The sequence below is a fragment of the Neobacillus kokaensis genome (genome assembly GCF_014656545.1).
Classification (GTDB): domain Bacteria; phylum Bacillota; class Bacilli; order Bacillales; family Cytobacillaceae; genus Neobacillus; species Neobacillus kokaensis.
In genome coordinates, this window is sequence record NZ_BNDS01000020.1 from 22,227 (window position 1) to 37,720 (window position 15,494).

The following is a 15,494-nucleotide window of genomic DNA, read 5'->3' on the forward strand; positions in this document are numbered from 1 at the left end:
ATAAATCAATTTCAAAACTTAAACGCGGTGTTATACTGAAGCCAAATCTTTCATAAAGGAGACTCTAAAATGAGCGAGACCTTTCAATTGGATGGCAAAAGATTAGTTATTGACGTACGTGAGCGGATTGCAAAGGGAGAACATCCGCGCCGTGAAATATTAAATGCAATCAAATCGGCACCGATTGGTACTGTTTTTGAAATTCACCTGCCTCACAGGGCAGAACCGCTTGTTGCTAACCTGCAGTCATTCGGAATGAATGTCATTGTCAATGAAATAGAACCAATGCATTTCCGTCTAATGGCGGTAAAACTGGATCAATTTTAAAAGAAAAAGCTGGAGAGGATTAATCCAATCCAGCTAATTGTTTTAACTCCGCAAGCTTAACAATTTGAATACTGCGCCGCCCATCCATCTTAATCAGCCCTTGGGTCATAAAAGACAAAAGCTTACGGCTGATAGATTCTGGCGTTGTTCCAATATAGCTTGCTAAATCCTTTTTCGTAATTGGCAAGGTAAAGGAACTGTCTTTCGCATTCATTTTGTCGTGAAACAGGACAAGCGCCCGCGCCAATCGCTGCTCGACTTCCATTAAGCTTAACAAACTCACCGATTCGTCTGCCTCATACAGTCGTTCATTAACCTCAAGTAAAAAGCGGTAGGATAAATCGGCATTGCTTTCCATTGTTTTCAGAAAATCCTTTTTTTCGAGGTAACATATCACTGTGTTGCCAAGTGCTTCGGCATTGACGTAATGTTTTTCATTTTTTAATAAGGAAAATAACCCAAAGAAGTCTCCGGGAAACAAAAGCCGGACTATTTGTTCTTTTCCTTCAGCAGACATTTTTGTCAGCTTAATCAGTCCTGAATTGACAACAAATAATGTCTCGGAATGTTCACCTTCACGAAAAATAAAATCCCCTTTCAGAAATGTATGGCTTCTCGTAACCCGCTGCAGTACCTGAACATCTTTCTCGTTCAGCCCTTTAAACACAGGAACAGAAGCAAGACAAGAAGACTCATGTGAGCAGTTATGTGTACAGCCCATTTCAACCACTCCCTGAACAAACTTATTTAACCTAATAGTAGCTCTAACCGTCTGACAGAGTAGTGATTTATATCAACTTCTTGACGTAAATCAAGGTAATTGAGAACTAATTTCATTAAAATAAAGAATAAGACATGAGGTGATCTTCATGAAGCAGGCATCTTGTTTAATTGTTTATGCCAGCATGTCTGGGAATACGGAGGAAATCGCCAATGAAATTGCAAAAGGCATCCGTGAGGCCGGAGCAACTGTTGAGATAAAAGATATTTTGCAGGCAGAACCGGTCGATCTGAAACAATCTGACGGTATCCTATTAGGTGCCTATACATGGGATGATGGAAATCTTCCGGATGAGTTTCTGGATTTTTACGAGGCGATGGATACATTGGAGCTCAAAGGGAAACCCGCCGCAGTCTTTGGCTCTTGCGACTCCTATTACGAACATCGAGGCGGGGCAGTGGACATTCTAACTGAAAAACTAACCGAACTAGAAGCAAACATCATCCTCAACGGCTTAAAAATAGACCTTGCCCCAACACCAGAAGAAAAAGAACAATGCGTTCAATACGGCAAATCCTTTGTGAATGGAGCATGGGGAAGGCTCTCCTGTTCACTGGAGCTGAAATGAAAGGAGAATTTCTATAATGACGATTATTGAAGTACCTTTAAACCATATTGCCTGTACGGGCTGCATTCGAAGGATTAAGCGTGGAACTCAAAAATTCAATGGTGTGAAGGAGGTGAAAATTCTAACCGGCACCGGCAAGCTTCAAATTAAATTTAGTGAGGAAACGATAAAGAGTGATGAGATTCATCAAAGGATTCACCATTTAGCACATAAAACATTTGATTAATTTGCCCGCCAGGGGCTTTTTTTTATTTATTTTGTTCTTAAAACAGAACAGAATATCCCTTATATGATAAAATTTATTTACAATGTATCAGCATATGAATTAGAAGAAAGACTGATTTTAAGAAGGGAGGAGCGTATGAGATTTTGCTTGTTTCTGCTGGTTGCTGGTACGCTGGATGCTATTTTGACCCATGTGGGGGTGGCGCTGGGAATCGTTGAAGAAGCGAATCCGATGATGAAAATTGTAATTGAAAAAAGCTGGTCCCATTTTTATTTCATTAAAATTTTTCTTCCACTCCTTCTGCTTGGCCTATATTTTCTTCGCCCAATAAAAGGAAGAGTCAGAATTTTATTGGTTTCAGCCTGCGCTCTGTATTTTTCCGTCCTTCTGTATCATTTGGTCTGGATGGTTCTCTACCTAAACAACTCAGCATGAGCAATCGATTACTAGACACCAATCGCCAATTAGGATAGTATCAACTTTAGGAAATTGAGTGAACAAAAGGAGTAAATCATGTTAAATAATTTAAAACCTTTTATACAGGAAGTATGGAACAAGGCGGGTTTTCAAACAGCAACGGCGATTCAAGGGACAGCCATCCCGATTATCCTAGAGGGAAAAGATGTTATTGCAGAGTCTCCTACCGGGACGGGAAAAACTCTGGCTTACTTACTGCCATTATTACATAAAATCGACTCCAGTAAGCAAGGGCTACAGGCCGTTGTTTTAGCTTCTTCTCAGGAGCTTGTGATGCAGATTTTTCAGGAATTTCAAAAATGGTCAGAGGGCAGCGGCATCAGAGGAACCTCAATCATCGGCGGCGCTAATCCGAAACGTCAGCTGGAAAAATTAAAAAAACGCCCGCAGGTTATTTTTGCAACACCTGGTCGTCTTTTAGAGCTGATAAAGCAGAAAAAAGTAAAGATGCATGAAGTGAAACTAATTGTCTTAGATGAAGGTGATCAGTTGTTAATCCCTGAACATCTTAGCTACGTCCAAGACATTGTCAAATCAACGATGAGCGACCGCCAAGTGGTGTTATTCTCGGCTACTTTGAAGCCAGCAACGGAGAAATTGGCGAAGGAAATGACGAAAGAGCCTGAAATGATTAGAATTTCGAAAGCAGAAGCGGCTGCTGAATCAGGGGAAGTCGAGCATCTTTATTTTCTTTGTGAGATGAGAGATAAGATCAAGCTGCTTGAAAAAATCGCCCGTTTGGATGGTACAAAGTCGCTGGCATTTATCAATGATATTGCCGAGCTTGAAGTATTCAAGGAAAAACTGCATTTTAAAGATCTTTCCGTCGGAGTTCTTCATAGCGATATGAAAAAACTAGATCGTCAGGCGGCATTAAAAGACTTTCGGGATGGAAAGATGAAAATGCTTGTAGCGACTGATGTAGCAGCACGAGGCCTTGATATTCAAGGCGTTACTCATGTTGTACAGGTTGATCATCCTAGGGACCTATCACAATACGTGCATCGCTCTGGAAGAACCGGAAGAATGGGTGCTGACGGTACGGTCATCTCGCTTGTAACGGAAAGGGAAGAACGCGAATTAAAACGCTTTTGCCGCGAATTGAATGTTCCGCTTCATAAACGAATTTTCTTTAAGGGACAAATTACAGCGGAAGAACAAAAAGTCCAGCGTTAATCAGCAGTGAAAAAACTATATTGGGCAACTTTGGCTATATATTATTCATGAAAAAACAACTCTAGAAATTGGGGTTGTTTTTTTTGTGTTCCCAATAAAGGGTTAACTCTCTCAAAATTATAAATATTGCGAATCGACTTTAAAAAATAGATGGAGTTTTGTACCTGTATATAGGTGGTACATCACAATCAAGGTTGCAGCGAATCAACCTTATAGAAACCATATTTTTTAAAATATTAAAGGAGGAAGAAAAAATGGCTAACAATAATAATAATAATAATAAAAGTATGGAAGAAATAGGACGTAAGGGTGGACAAGCTACAGCAGAGAATCATGATAAAGAATTTTATCAAGAGATCGGAAGAAAAGGCGGAGAGGCCACATCCGAGAATCATGATAAAGAGTTTTATCAAGAGATCGGAAAAAAAGGCGGAGAGGCCACATCCGAGAATCATGATAAAGAGTTTTATCAAGAAATCGGAAGAAAAGGCGGAGAGGCCACATCCGAGAATCATGATAAGGATTTTTATCAAGAGATTGGACGAAAAGGCGGAGAAACCACAGCGGAGAATCATGATAAAGAGTTTTATCAAGAGATCGGAAGAAAAGGCGGAGAGGCCACATCCGAGAACCATGATAAAGAGTTTTATCAAGAAATCGGAGAAAAAGGCGGTAAGTCACGCAGTAACCAGCGTGATGATGATTAAGCTTTATGAGTGTAAACGAATGAATCTAAAAAGGCTTGCACAAAATTGTGCAAGCTCTTTTGTTGATATTAGTAAGTGATAGATGATAATTAATTACGAACGCGAACTGTTCCTGTTTTCCAAAATGGCTAAACGAATCAGTTTTAACTTTATTTCCTTACTAAGAGAAAGCCATTCACATGTATAGAATTTCATGATCCTTTCCTCCCTCAAAAAATGGTTAATATTCAAAAAACTGTTTATTCTTTATTTCCCCTTATCTTTAAGGTTGTAACATAGTTTTTATCTCCAATTTACTTTCATTTTTTACATTTTTCTACTCTATTTTTATGTACAGACAAAAATTCCACTAAATTTTTTAACGGATATACGAATAAAGGATTTCTGCGATATTTCTTGAATAATTAAGTAGGAACGGAGGGAATATGGTGCAAAATTACGAATGGCTTGAAGAAGTAACGATCCATCAGCTTCAGGAAAAATTAGAAAGCGGTGATTTGACGTCAAAAGAACTGACGTTACTCTATTTACGGAGAATAGCAGCCTATGATAAAAAAATAAATTCGGTATTGGAAGTAAATCCAGATGCCTTACAAATTGCGGAAGCGCTCGATGCAGAACGAAAGGAAAAGGGACCGCGCAGCCGCTTACACGGGATTCCGATTTTAATCAAGGATAATATCGATACGTTCGACAAAATGCACACAAGTGCCGGTTCGCTTGCGCTAAAAGATTCGTTTGCCCCGAAAGATTCCTTTGTTGCCGAGCAATTGCGAAAGGCTGGGGCGGTGATTATTGGAAAAACTAATATGACCGAGTGGGCAAATTTCATGGCCATTGGAATGAAAAACGGCTACAGTTCTCGCGGCGGACAGGTATTGAATCCGTATGGTCCTGGTAAATTTGATGTCGGCGGTTCTAGTTCAGGCTCTGGGGCAGCGATTGCGGCAAACTTAGCGGCAGCAGCTGTCGGTACAGAAACGTCCGGATCCATTTTAAATCCGTCCTGCAAAAACTCGCTGGTCGGTATCAAACCGACTGTTGGTCTGATTAGCCGGAGCGGGATTATTCCAATTGCCCATTCTCAGGATACCGCTGGTCCAATGGCCCGGACAGTAGAAGATGCGGTTATTTTGTTGTCAGTCCTGAACGGCATGGATGAACAGGATCCGATTACCCATACCAATCCAATCAGTGAGCTTGATTTTACCAAGCATTTGAAAAAGGATGGCTTAAAGGGAAAGCGGATAGGAATTGCAGTTAATGGTTTTATCGAATTTCTTACGAAAGAAAAGAGAAAAGTTTTCGAAGATGCAATGGAAGTTTTAAAAACAACCGGAGCAGAGGTGATCGATAATATTGAGATCCCAAGTGCTAAGCTGCAATGGTCATATGATGTATTAACATATGAATTTAAACCAGGCCTCAATGCCTATTTAAGCCGGCTCCACTCAAGTGTTCCGGTAAGAACATTGGCAGATGTGATTGAATTTAATAAACAGGATGAAGCGAAGATGCTGAAGTATGGTCAGTCTGTGCTGCTGGAATCGGAGGCAACAAGCGGTACACTGAAAGAAACGAAATACATCGAAACACTGGCATTTGATCAATATCATGCCAAAGTGCAGGGGCTTGATTTTGCATTAAACAAATACAATCTAGATGCAATTGTTTTCCCGGCAGATGAAGGGTCAATTATTAGTGCCAAAGCAGGTTATCCGTCAATCGCTGTTCCAGCAGGGTATACTGAAGCCGGGGAGCCGGTCGGGATTACTTTTGCACGAAATGCCTTTAGTGAACCGGTGTTAATTGAAGCCGCTTATGCCTATGAGCAAGCAACAAAATTCCGCAAGCCGCCGCTTCTTGAAAAAGAATAAGTCCGCTTGTTTTCACTCATACTATCAATGATTTCTTAAAAAGGAGTTGATTGTGTGGGTAAAACAAAGCTAGGGAATGCTAATGCACAGCGCAATAATAATCGTAAAAAAGCGATGAAAACAAGCTCAGAACTTGTTGAATTCGAGACTGGCGAAGATATGAAACGAAATCGTCCGAGAGATAAATAGATGTGAAACGCCTCCAGTGCTGATGCTCGGAGGCGTAATTTTTTTTGAGCGGTGTTGAAGTGTAGATATCTTCTTAAACAGTGTAGATATCCTTTAAGCCTAAGTCTAAAAAAAGCATAAGCGACATTCACTGTTCTTCCAGTAAATCAAGCCCACTTAATGCAGGGCCTTCAATAACCTCGCCATTAAAGGAATACCTTGAGCCATGGCAAGGGCAATCCCATGTCTTTTCCCCCGCATTCCACTCACATTCACAGCCCATATGTTTACATGTTGTATCGACCACAAACAATTTTCCGTTTTCGTCTTTGTAGGCACCGGCTCTTTTACCGTTAAACATTACTACAGAGCCTTCGCCAGCCTGCAAGTCATCGGTATCTTTTTCAGTGTACTCCAATTTTCCTTTAATAAAATGCTTGGCTATATCTCCGACCGTTGTGACAGCACTTTTTAAATCAGGGTCAGCCTGAAATCTTGATGGCTCGTAAAGCGCTTTGTAGGGATTTTCCTTGCCTAATACATAATCCCTTAAAATATGGCCAGCAAGGATTCCGGTAGTCATGCCCCATTTTTTATAACCAGTTGCAACTAAAACCTTATCACGATCCTCTGTAATTGGTCCGATATACGGAAGCTTATCGAGTGTAACCAAATCCTGTGCAGACCAACGGTATACGATTTCTTTGGCTCCGAAAGTTTGAAAGGCAAAGTCTGCCACTGCCTCATAATGTTTCATTGTATTTATACCTTGACCGGTTTTGTGGTTTTCCCCGCCGATAATCCAGAGAGTTTCTCCATTCAGCGGCGTCGAGCGGATGGACCGTGACGGGCTATCAGCGCTGATATACATGCCGCCAGGGTACTCTTTGTCCGTTTTAATCGCAATCGCGTATGATCGATCTGCATACATTCTGGCAAAAAAGAGTCCAAATTTATCATAAAATGGGAAGTGAGACGCCATAATAAGGTGTTTGCATGTAACTTTATGGCCGCCTTTGACAAACACTTTTGGCTCTGTTTTGTCATCTGCAATATCTGTAGCAGTTGTTTGTTCATACACTGAACAGCCGGAATTCACAGCTTCGTTTAATAAACTGGTTAAAAATTTTAGCGGATGGTACTGTGCTTGATTATTCATTAATAGGGCGCCTTTTATCGGTATGTTGAAGGGAATGGTATCCTTCAGGGCACCATCAATTCCTAATTTTAAATAAGCATCCATTTCGGTTTGCAGCTTCTTTTTGTATTCTTCAGTTGTTGCATAAATATAAGCATCCTGTTTACTGAAATCACAGTCAAGACCTTTTTCGTTTACTTCGTTTTCGACAAATTGAATCGCGCTCATATGTGATTCGTAATAAAGCCTTGCTTTTTCCTCGCCAAAGTGATTAATAAATTCATCGTAAATAATGTTATGCTGAGCAGTTAATTTGGCAGTTGTGTGACCCGTGGTTCCATTTAACACCCGGTCCGCTTCTATAAGCGCAACCTTTAACCCTTCTTTTGAAAGTAAATAGGCTGCTGTAATTCCGGTGATTCCGGCACCGACAATCGCTACATCAACGGTTAGATCTTCTTTTAACGGTTCAAAGGCTGGTAATTCTATTTCACGCCAATATGGTTTTGGGAATTGAGGAAGTTTTTCAGATGCACTCATAATGACCCTCCTGTTTCATAATTAACTCATGTTTAATTTTTCCTAAAATGAAAAAATCATGTAGTGGAGAGGGTTTATTTTTTCCATAAAAAAGAACCTTGGGTGTCCAAGGTTCTGAGGAACTTACGATTGGTTGGAGTCATTGTTATTAATTTTATCAACCCGGTTAGCATCTTCTGTATTAAGTGCCTGACTTAGGAAATGCATAATTGTCCCTCCAGCAATCAACATGATTACTACTAAACCAATCAACGTTATCCACCACAAACCCATCTCGATCTTTCCTCCTTTTTTAACAATTCTACCATGTAAATATTGCTATCTAAAGATATATGCCTAAACAGAGCCAATCTTGCATAGAAGGTCTGACCCGTTATTGCCTTTTCTTGTGTTCCGAATAATAATCAACCTTTTTAATATTGACACCAACAAATGTTTCAATAATCGATTGACCGCCGGCAATAGAAAAAATCAGGATAAATATAAAGGCAGCATCAGGGAAAAGCAAATACCCTGCTCCTAGTATACCGGCACTCCATACACCGGCACACCAATAGCATTTCAAAAGATAACCAAACATAGATTTAGGGACTTCTTTTGTTTCCAATGTCCCGTTTTCATTTTTCACCTGGACCTGCTTCATAAATGGCCTGCGGATAAATTCGGTAATTTTATCGAATACAATTAAATGGGTTAATCGATAGCTTGCTAATATGAGCATAACATAGGTTATCCAAGAAATGTCTCTCATTATAAGTCCTCCAATAAAACAATCAGGCTGATAATTATTCATCTAAAAAATAGTTCTGCACCCTTTGTATATTTTGAGCCTGAAATCAAAAATATATATTCGGAGGAGGCGAAAAAATGAAAAAATCTTTTTGGTTAGGTTTATTGTTTATACTTTCTCTTTTCTGTATTCCAAATGTTTCATTTGCTCAGCAAATTTATACTGTTCAGCCGGGTGATTCACTTTGGAAAATTGCCGTCAAATATCAGGTGGGTCTTTCGGAATTGATTAGTGCCAACCCGCAATTTAAAAATCCAAGCCTGATCTACCCTGGACAAAAGGTAAATATTCCTGATCTAGGCGGCGTAAAATCAATTGAATCCCAAGTGATTCAATTAACCAATCAAGAGCGGGCCAAATATGGACTGAAGCCACTAACAGCAAATTGGGAGCTATCACGTGTAGCCCGTTATAAAGCGATGGATATGCGGGATAAAAACTATTTCAGCCATACAAGTCCAACTTATGGAAGCCCATTTGACATGATCAAGAATTTCGGAATTTCATACCGTTCAGCTGCTGAAAATATCGCGGCAGGACAAACTACTCCGGCTGCCGCTGTTAAGGCATGGATGAACAGCCCGGGACACCGCGCCAATATATTAAGTACATCGACCAATCAAATTGGTGTTGGGTATGCTAAAGGCGGCGCGTACGGACATTACTGGGTACAAATGTTTATCGCAAAATAAATTGGTCAAGGGTCAGTTTCTTAAAGAGACTGACCCTTTCTACGTCTTAGGACCGAGACAAAAATCAAGCTCTAGCGCAATTATGGAAATTCGGTAATCAAGGTAAGATGATATCAAGAAAGCGAAAGGAAGTGGAAGATTAAAATGAGAAAGTTTGGATTACTGGCAGCGGGCGGGATTGCCGCAGTTGTATTACTTTCAACAATCGGCCCGATGGTGGGGTTAGCAGTCAGCTTAGTGCTTCTGTACTTCATCGTGAAACAATTTTTAAAAGCGAAATCCACAGGAGCCAAAATTGGCCTGGCGATTGTTGGGGTGATTGTCCTTGCAGCATCGATTCACAATGTACCTGCCGTCATCGGCGTTGCTGCAGCATATGTGCTTTATCTCGTTTATAAAAAATGGAACGGACAAAAGCACAACAAGGTTAAAGAAGAATCCGACCCATTTACTAATTTTGAAAAACAGTGGAATGAATTGAAACATTCTTAAAACTAAAGGAGAGAATGAAATATGTCAAACTTATTTACAAGAATTAAAAACGTTGTGATGGCTGATTTGCATGAGGCTTTAGATCATAAAGAAAACAAAAATCCAATTGCGCTGCTGAACCAGTACCTTCGTCAATCTGAACAAGAAACAGAAAAGGTAAGGAAATTGGTGGAGCGCCAATACAAATTGAAAGAGGAGTTTACGAAGGAATATCATCAAGCACTTCAGCTCGCTGAAACAAGAAAGTATCAAGCAGAAATTGCTTCAAAAGCAGGGGAAACAGAGCTAGTTCAATTTGCCTCTAGAGAGCATCAGCAATTTGCTGACCGGGCTGAGCGTTTAAAGGCTTCATTGGAACAGATTAACGGACAGCTTTCGGAGTTAGAAAGTAAATATGAGGAAATGAAACATAAATTAAAGGATATGCAGCTGCGCCGGATGGAGCTGATGGGTCGTGAGAATGTTACACGTGCCAATCAGCGGATTAACCAAGTGTTAGAATCTGATTCGTATTCCGATAAATCCTACTCACGCTTTAAAGAGATTGAAAACTATTTGGACCGCTTGGAACATCAAGTGAACAGTTCCTATTACCGCAGCACAATTGATGCCAAAATTGCGGAGTTAGAAAAAAATGCAAAATTGGAAGAAAGCAAGTCCATTTAAAGGTTAAACATGATATCCTTTAGAAAGGCGTAGAGTCTCTGCGCCTTTTGGCCATATTAAATATCTAAAATTTTCATCGATAAAAAGGGAGGGTGAGCCGTGTTTAAAAACTACAAAAACGACTATGTGGGATGGCTGGTTGTATTCGGTGTAGTTATTCTGCTGTTGGAAGTACTATTTTTCAACCATGGGCTGATTTTCTCTCTTTTTGTTTCGGGTGGAATGATTTATTTAGGCAGAAAAAGACGGGGAAGAATGTTTGGAAAATGGCTGTTTTACGGCGGGATTTTCTTTTTTGCCGTCAGTGTCTTTAACATGATGACATTTAAGTTTTTATTATTAGCAGTTCTATTGCACTTTTTTATTCAATTTTTAAATACAAAAAAGCAGCCTAATAAAATGACACCTGAACTTATTGAACCGGATCAAACGGTGAAGCCGGAATCCCTTATTCAAATAAAGCCGTTATTTGAAAATATTTTTCTTGGCCAGCAAAAAACGCCGCAGGGGGTCTATGAGTGGAATGATGTCAATATTCAGACCGGCATTGGCGACACTATTATTGATTTAAGTTACACCATGCTTCCAAAAGGGGAAAGTGTCATTTTGATCCGCAATTTAATTGGCAATATACAAATTCTTGTCCCGTATGATCTTGAAGTAACGGTTAATCACTCTTCGCTAATTGGAAGGACGAAGGTGTTTGAAAATGAAAACAGCAGGATGTTCAATCAAGTTTTTCAAGTAAAAACTCCCGGCTTTGAAGGAGCAGAGCAAAAGGTCAAAATCATTACCTCGCTCATCGTCGGTAATATTGAGGTGAGCCGGATATGAGTACGACTGGGCGACAAATTGTCTGGGTTGTCTCTTTTGCTTTTTTGATGGCCATTTTTATCAGTATCGTATTTTTTTTCGTTTTTCCCTTAAATAGCTGGTCTGAACTGTGGACGAGACATTTCATGGATATTCCGATTGTTGTTTTTATTCCGGCCTTCAGCATTGCCATGGGTATTCTTGTTGGCACCGCTGCAGGAGTTTATTGGAGAAATCGATTGGGGCTAATCGAACATTCACTTCATCAATTAGAAGAAGGAAGATATCATGATATAAAAATGGAAGCCTTCTCTTCCGTCAGTGAAATGCAAACCATTGCGAAACGGATGGAGAAAATCGGCAAACAAATAGCAGAGCAGGCAAGACACGCCCAGAGGCTTGCGACCGAAAAAGTCGAAGATCAGGAAGCCAGAATCCAAGAAATTATCGAGCAGGAGAGGAATCGACTTGCCCGTGAACTACATGACTCTGTCAGCCAGCAGCTATTTGCTGCGTCGATGATGATGTCAGCAATTAATGAAACCAAACAGGATAAAGAGGAAACTCCCGAATCGAAACAATTAAAGATGGTTGAAGAGATGATTCATCAGTCTCAGCTTGAAATGAGGGCACTTTTGCTTCATTTAAGACCTGTTGCCTTAAAGAATAAATCGCTTCAGGAAGGAATTGAGGAGCTGTTAATCGAATTATCACAAAAAGTAGAAATGGAGATAAAATGGAAAGTGGAAGACTTCCCGCTTGATAAAGGTGTGGAGGATCATTTATTCCGAATTCTCCAAGAGTCGATTTCTAATACACTAAGGCATGCAAAAGCAGAAAAACTTGATGTGCTGCTAATTAAAAGAGATGATTTAGTCATTTTACGAGTTGTCGATGATGGCGTTGGCTTTGAAATGGACGAAGGAAAAGCGGGATCCTACGGGATGCAGAACATGAATGAGCGGGCCTTGGAAATTGGCGGGGCGCTTAAGGTAATAAGTGTGAAAAATAAAGGGACGCGGCTGGAAGTGAAGGTCCCGGTAATGGTTAATGGAGTGGATACAAATGATTAGTGTACTATTTGTTGACGATCATGAAATGGTGAGAATTGGGGTCTCGTCCTATCTTTCCGCACAGCCGGATATTGATGTGGTCGGTGAGGCTGAAGATGGAAAAAAAGGTGTAGAACTAGCGCTGAAGCTTCGCCCCGATATCATTTTGATGGACTTGGTCATGAAGGAAATGGACGGGATTGAAGCAACAAGGCAAATCATTGAACAATGGCCAGAAGCGAAGATTATTATTGTGACAAGCTTTCTAGATGATGAAAAAGTGTATCCTGCACTCGAGGCCGGCGCGACAAGCTATATGCTAAAAACTTCAAAGGCAAGTGAAATAGCGAAAGCCGTTCGAGCCACCTATCAGGGGCAGTCGGTATTAGAACCAGAGGTTACCGGCAAAATGATGATGAAAATGCGCAAGAAGCCGGAACACCTGCCACACGAGGACTTAACCAGCCGCGAAATGGAAATTTTACTTCTTATGACCGAAGGGAAAACAAATCAGGATATCGCCGACGAATTATTCATCGCACTCAAAACCGTCAAAACCCACGTCAGCAACATCCTAAGCAAACTAAACGTCCAAGACCGCACCCAAGCAGTCATTTACGCATTTAAGCATTCGTTAACGAAATAAGGATTCCATTAAGGGTGTCAGGCACCATGTGAATTTCACATGGTGCCTGACACCCTTTTCTTTATCATGGTTAAAAAAAGTAATTGAAAATCATTTTCAATGAGTGGTATTATATTTAATGAAAATGATTATCATTATCGAATTGGAGGTTTTATACATATGAAATTTTTAAAAATATCTAGCATTCTATTAATCTCAAGCAGCTTGTTATTTGGCTGTTCAAATTCTGATAAAGGTGCAGCCCCGGCCAAAGATCAGGCTAAAGAAACAACTGCGTCTTCTCAAGATTCCTTTAAAGAAGTAACGGATGAATATCGTGAATATGCGATTGGAGAGATTGAGGAATTTGTTAAAGCAACAGACGCGTTCACAACTGCGGTGAAACACGGTGATATAGAAAAAGCGAAGCAGCTTTACGCACCAGCACGGATGCATTATGAACGGGCGGAGCCGATTGCGGAAGTATTCGGTGATTTAGATCCGAAGATTGATGCCCGTGCAGGTGATGTCTCAGAGGCGGAGTGGGGCGGATACCACCGAATTGAAAAAGGTTTATGGGAAGATAACACAACAAAAGGATATGAACAATATGCTGACCAGTTGATGAAGGATGTTAACCTTTTACGAGCAAAAGTCGACACGGTTGAGGTTACACCGGATCTATTAATTACCGGTGCAGTTGACCTATTAAATGAGGTTTCAACTTCCAAAGTAACCGGGGAAGAGGATCGCTATTCGCATACAGACTTATATGATTTTGCAGCAAATGTTGAAGGCGCAGAAAAAATCTATCAATTATTAAATCCAGCATTACAGAAGAAAGACGCAGAGCTTTCAAAAGAAATTCAAACTCGTTTTGCCAATGTTTACAGCTTACTAGAAAAGCATAAAAACGGTGACGGCTATAAAGTTTATACTGACCTTTCAAAAGAAGAGGTAAAAGCGTTAAGCCAGGCCATTGATGCACTAGCCGAACCACTATCCCAAATAGGAATTGTAACGGAGGCGTCTTAAATGACAACCGGTAACAACAACTTAGAAAAATCTTCTACTGAAACGAAAAAAATCTCGCGCAGAGATGTGTTGAAAACAGCCGGTATTGGCGGAATCGGTGTCCTAATTGGGGCATCAGGTTTCGGCGGGCTGCTTTCGATTACAGAAAGTAAAGCAACCGATACCGTGCAAAATGATATAATCCCTTTCTATGGAAAACATCAAAGCGGTATTACCACAAAGACGCAGGACCATGTCTATTTTGCGGCTTTAGATGTGACGGCATATGAAAAGCCAGCTTTGGTAAAGCTTTTTAAGGACTGGACGGAGGCAGCGGCCTTAATGACAGAAGGAAAGCCTGTCGGGGAACTATCCAGCAATGAATTTTTACCCCCAAAAGATACAGGCGAAGCAGCAGGTCTTTCTCCATCCAATTTAACGATTACCTTTGGGGTAGGACCAAGTCTTTTTGTAAAAGATGGAAAGGATCGTTTTGGCTTAAAACATAGGCGGCCAAAAGAATTAGTCGATTTGCCTAAATTTCCACTCGATGCTTTAGAAGAGGAATGGACAGGGGGAGACCTTTGTATTCAAGCTTGTGCAGATGATCCGCAGGTAGCCTTTCATGCTGTCAGAAACTTAATTCGGATTGCCAGAGGAAAGGCGATTTTACGCTGGGCCCAGCCGGGATTTCAACGGACAAAGCAGGCGGATCCAAAGGGGGAAACGCCAAGAAATTTGTTCGGGTTTAAAGACGGTACAGTTAACCCTAATTTTAAAAATGAACAGCAGCTGAACAAGCAGGTTTGGGTTCAGCCTGGTGATGGACCTAACTGGTTAGTTGACGGAAGTTACTTGGTTGTGCGAAGAATTCAAATGTTCATTGAGGTGTGGGACAGAACGAATTTAAGAGAACAAGAGAATACGTTTGGGAGATACCGTGACAGCGGTGCACCTTTAGGTCAAAGTAATGAATTCGATAAACTAGATTTAAAGAGTAAAAAGGAGAACGGAGAGTACGTAATTCCAGTTGATTCTCATGTCCGCTTATCACACGGGGATGGGTCGCAGCAAATATTACGCCGTGCCTATTCATATTCAAACGGAATGGATGTAAAAACAGGCAGCTTTGATGCTGGGTTATTGTTCTTATGTTTTCAACGTACGCCAAGTAAGCAATTCATTCCGATTCAAAAGCGGCTTGCCCAAATGGATAAGTTGAATGAATACACATCACACCGCGGCAGTGCGATTTTTGCCTGCTTACCTGGGACGATAAAGGGCGGTTATATCGGGGAAACACTTTTTAATTAGTAGTTTCCTTTATTAAAAGTCTAGCGCTCTTCTCATGAGCGCTTGTGTTTT

The 15,494-nt window shown here is 40.6% G+C and carries 20 protein-coding genes; 16 read left to right on the forward strand and 4 right to left on the reverse strand.

Features of this window, described 5'->3' with window-relative positions; translation table 11 throughout:
* Positions 1-69 precede the first annotated feature (69 nt).
* Positions 70-327, forward strand: a complete 258-nt coding sequence (locus IE222_RS18875) for a DUF2249 domain-containing protein (protein WP_191275530.1) — start codon at positions 70-72, stop codon at positions 325-327.
* Positions 328-346: 19 nt separating this feature from the next.
* Here the strand turns inward: IE222_RS18875 and IE222_RS18880 are convergent, their stop codons facing one another.
* Positions 347-1,048 (reverse strand): Crp/Fnr family transcriptional regulator, encoded by a 702-nt coding sequence (locus IE222_RS18880; RefSeq protein ID WP_191275532.1) that lies wholly within the window; start codon positions 1,046-1,048, stop codon positions 347-349.
* A 148-nt stretch (positions 1,049-1,196) separates the two neighbouring features.
* Between IE222_RS18880 and IE222_RS18885 the strand changes: the two genes are divergently transcribed.
* The 7 genes from IE222_RS18885 to ypzF all read left to right on the forward strand — a co-directional run bounded on the left by IE222_RS18885 (position 1,197) and on the right by ypzF (position 6,328).
* The gene (locus IE222_RS18885) at positions 1,197-1,676 is read left to right on the forward strand and encodes a flavodoxin (RefSeq protein ID WP_191275534.1); all 480 of its coding nucleotides are present in this window, start codon (positions 1,197-1,199) and stop codon (positions 1,674-1,676) included.
* 16 nt (positions 1,677-1,692) lie between these two features.
* The gene (locus IE222_RS18890; protein ID WP_191275536.1) at positions 1,693-1,902 is read left to right on the forward strand and encodes a heavy-metal-associated domain-containing protein; all 210 of its coding nucleotides are present in this window, start codon (positions 1,693-1,695) and stop codon (positions 1,900-1,902) included.
* 135 nt (positions 1,903-2,037) lie between these two features.
* Positions 2,038-2,337 carry a DUF5658 family protein gene (locus IE222_RS18895; protein WP_191275537.1) on the forward strand — a complete coding sequence of 100 codons (300 nt, stop codon included), beginning with the start codon at positions 2,038-2,040 and terminating at the stop codon, positions 2,335-2,337.
* A gap of 78 nt (positions 2,338-2,415) precedes the next feature.
* The gene (locus IE222_RS18900; RefSeq protein ID WP_191275538.1) at positions 2,416-3,555 is read left to right on the forward strand and encodes a DEAD/DEAH box helicase; all 1,140 of its coding nucleotides are present in this window, start codon (positions 2,416-2,418) and stop codon (positions 3,553-3,555) included.
* Positions 3,556-3,809: 254 nt separating this feature from the next.
* Positions 3,810-4,262, forward strand: a complete 453-nt coding sequence (gsiB, locus tag IE222_RS18905) for a glucose starvation-inducible protein GsiB (protein ID WP_191275539.1) — start codon at positions 3,810-3,812, stop codon at positions 4,260-4,262.
* Positions 4,263-4,687: 425 nt separating this feature from the next.
* The gene (locus IE222_RS18910) at positions 4,688-6,139 is read left to right on the forward strand and encodes an amidase family protein (RefSeq protein ID WP_191275540.1); all 1,452 of its coding nucleotides are present in this window, start codon (positions 4,688-4,690) and stop codon (positions 6,137-6,139) included.
* 54 nt (positions 6,140-6,193) lie between these two features.
* A complete protein-coding gene (gene ypzF, locus IE222_RS26740; protein WP_269085705.1) occupies positions 6,194-6,328 on the forward strand; it encodes a protein YpzF in 135 nt (44 codons plus the stop codon).
* A 127-nt stretch (positions 6,329-6,455) separates the two neighbouring features.
* On the opposite strand, the gene IE222_RS18915 is transcribed toward ypzF, so the two are convergent.
* The 3 genes from IE222_RS18915 to IE222_RS18925 form a co-directional block, all read right to left on the reverse strand.
* Positions 6,456-7,985, reverse strand: a complete 1,530-nt coding sequence (locus IE222_RS18915) for an FAD-dependent oxidoreductase (protein ID WP_191275541.1) — start codon at positions 7,983-7,985, stop codon at positions 6,456-6,458.
* Between the two features lie 123 nt (positions 7,986-8,108).
* On the reverse strand, positions 8,109-8,258 hold the full coding sequence (locus IE222_RS18920; RefSeq protein ID WP_191275542.1) for a hypothetical protein: 150 nt from the start codon (positions 8,256-8,258) through the stop codon (positions 8,109-8,111).
* Positions 8,259-8,358: 100 nt separating this feature from the next.
* A complete protein-coding gene (locus IE222_RS18925) occupies positions 8,359-8,736 on the reverse strand; it encodes a DUF1360 domain-containing protein (protein ID WP_191275543.1) in 378 nt (125 codons plus the stop codon).
* A 116-nt stretch (positions 8,737-8,852) separates the two neighbouring features.
* Between IE222_RS18925 and safA the strand changes: the two genes are divergently transcribed.
* The 8 genes from safA (at position 8,853) to efeB (ending at position 15,443) form a co-directional block, all read left to right on the forward strand.
* Positions 8,853-9,467 (forward strand): SafA/ExsA family spore coat assembly protein, encoded by a 615-nt coding sequence (gene safA, locus IE222_RS18930; RefSeq protein WP_191275544.1) that lies wholly within the window; start codon positions 8,853-8,855, stop codon positions 9,465-9,467.
* Between the two features lie 144 nt (positions 9,468-9,611).
* The gene (locus tag IE222_RS18935; RefSeq protein WP_191275546.1) at positions 9,612-9,959 is read left to right on the forward strand and encodes a lmo0954 family membrane protein; all 348 of its coding nucleotides are present in this window, start codon (positions 9,612-9,614) and stop codon (positions 9,957-9,959) included.
* Between the two features lie 21 nt (positions 9,960-9,980).
* On the forward strand, positions 9,981-10,625 hold the full coding sequence (locus IE222_RS18940) for a PspA/IM30 family protein (RefSeq protein ID WP_191275548.1): 645 nt from the start codon (positions 9,981-9,983) through the stop codon (positions 10,623-10,625).
* A 99-nt stretch (positions 10,626-10,724) separates the two neighbouring features.
* The gene (gene liaF, locus IE222_RS18945; RefSeq protein ID WP_191275549.1) at positions 10,725-11,459 is read left to right on the forward strand and encodes a cell wall-active antibiotics response protein LiaF; all 735 of its coding nucleotides are present in this window, start codon (positions 10,725-10,727) and stop codon (positions 11,457-11,459) included.
* Positions 11,456-12,511 carry a sensor histidine kinase gene (locus IE222_RS18950; RefSeq protein ID WP_191275551.1) on the forward strand — a complete coding sequence of 352 codons (1,056 nt, stop codon included), beginning with the start codon at positions 11,456-11,458 and terminating at the stop codon, positions 12,509-12,511. The genes liaF and IE222_RS18950 overlap by 4 nt, the downstream gene beginning before the upstream one ends.
* The gene (locus IE222_RS18955) at positions 12,504-13,136 is read left to right on the forward strand and encodes a response regulator transcription factor (protein ID WP_191275553.1); all 633 of its coding nucleotides are present in this window, start codon (positions 12,504-12,506) and stop codon (positions 13,134-13,136) included. Before IE222_RS18950 ends, IE222_RS18955 begins: the two co-directional genes overlap by 8 nt.
* A 159-nt stretch (positions 13,137-13,295) precedes the next feature.
* The gene (gene efeO, locus IE222_RS18960) at positions 13,296-14,150 is read left to right on the forward strand and encodes an iron uptake system protein EfeO (protein WP_191275555.1); all 855 of its coding nucleotides are present in this window, start codon (positions 13,296-13,298) and stop codon (positions 14,148-14,150) included.
* Entirely contained in the window at positions 14,151-15,443 is a 1,293-nt protein-coding gene (gene efeB, locus IE222_RS18965; RefSeq protein ID WP_191275557.1) for an iron uptake transporter deferrochelatase/peroxidase subunit, read from the forward strand.
* The last annotated feature ends 51 nt before the right edge of the window (positions 15,444-15,494 follow it).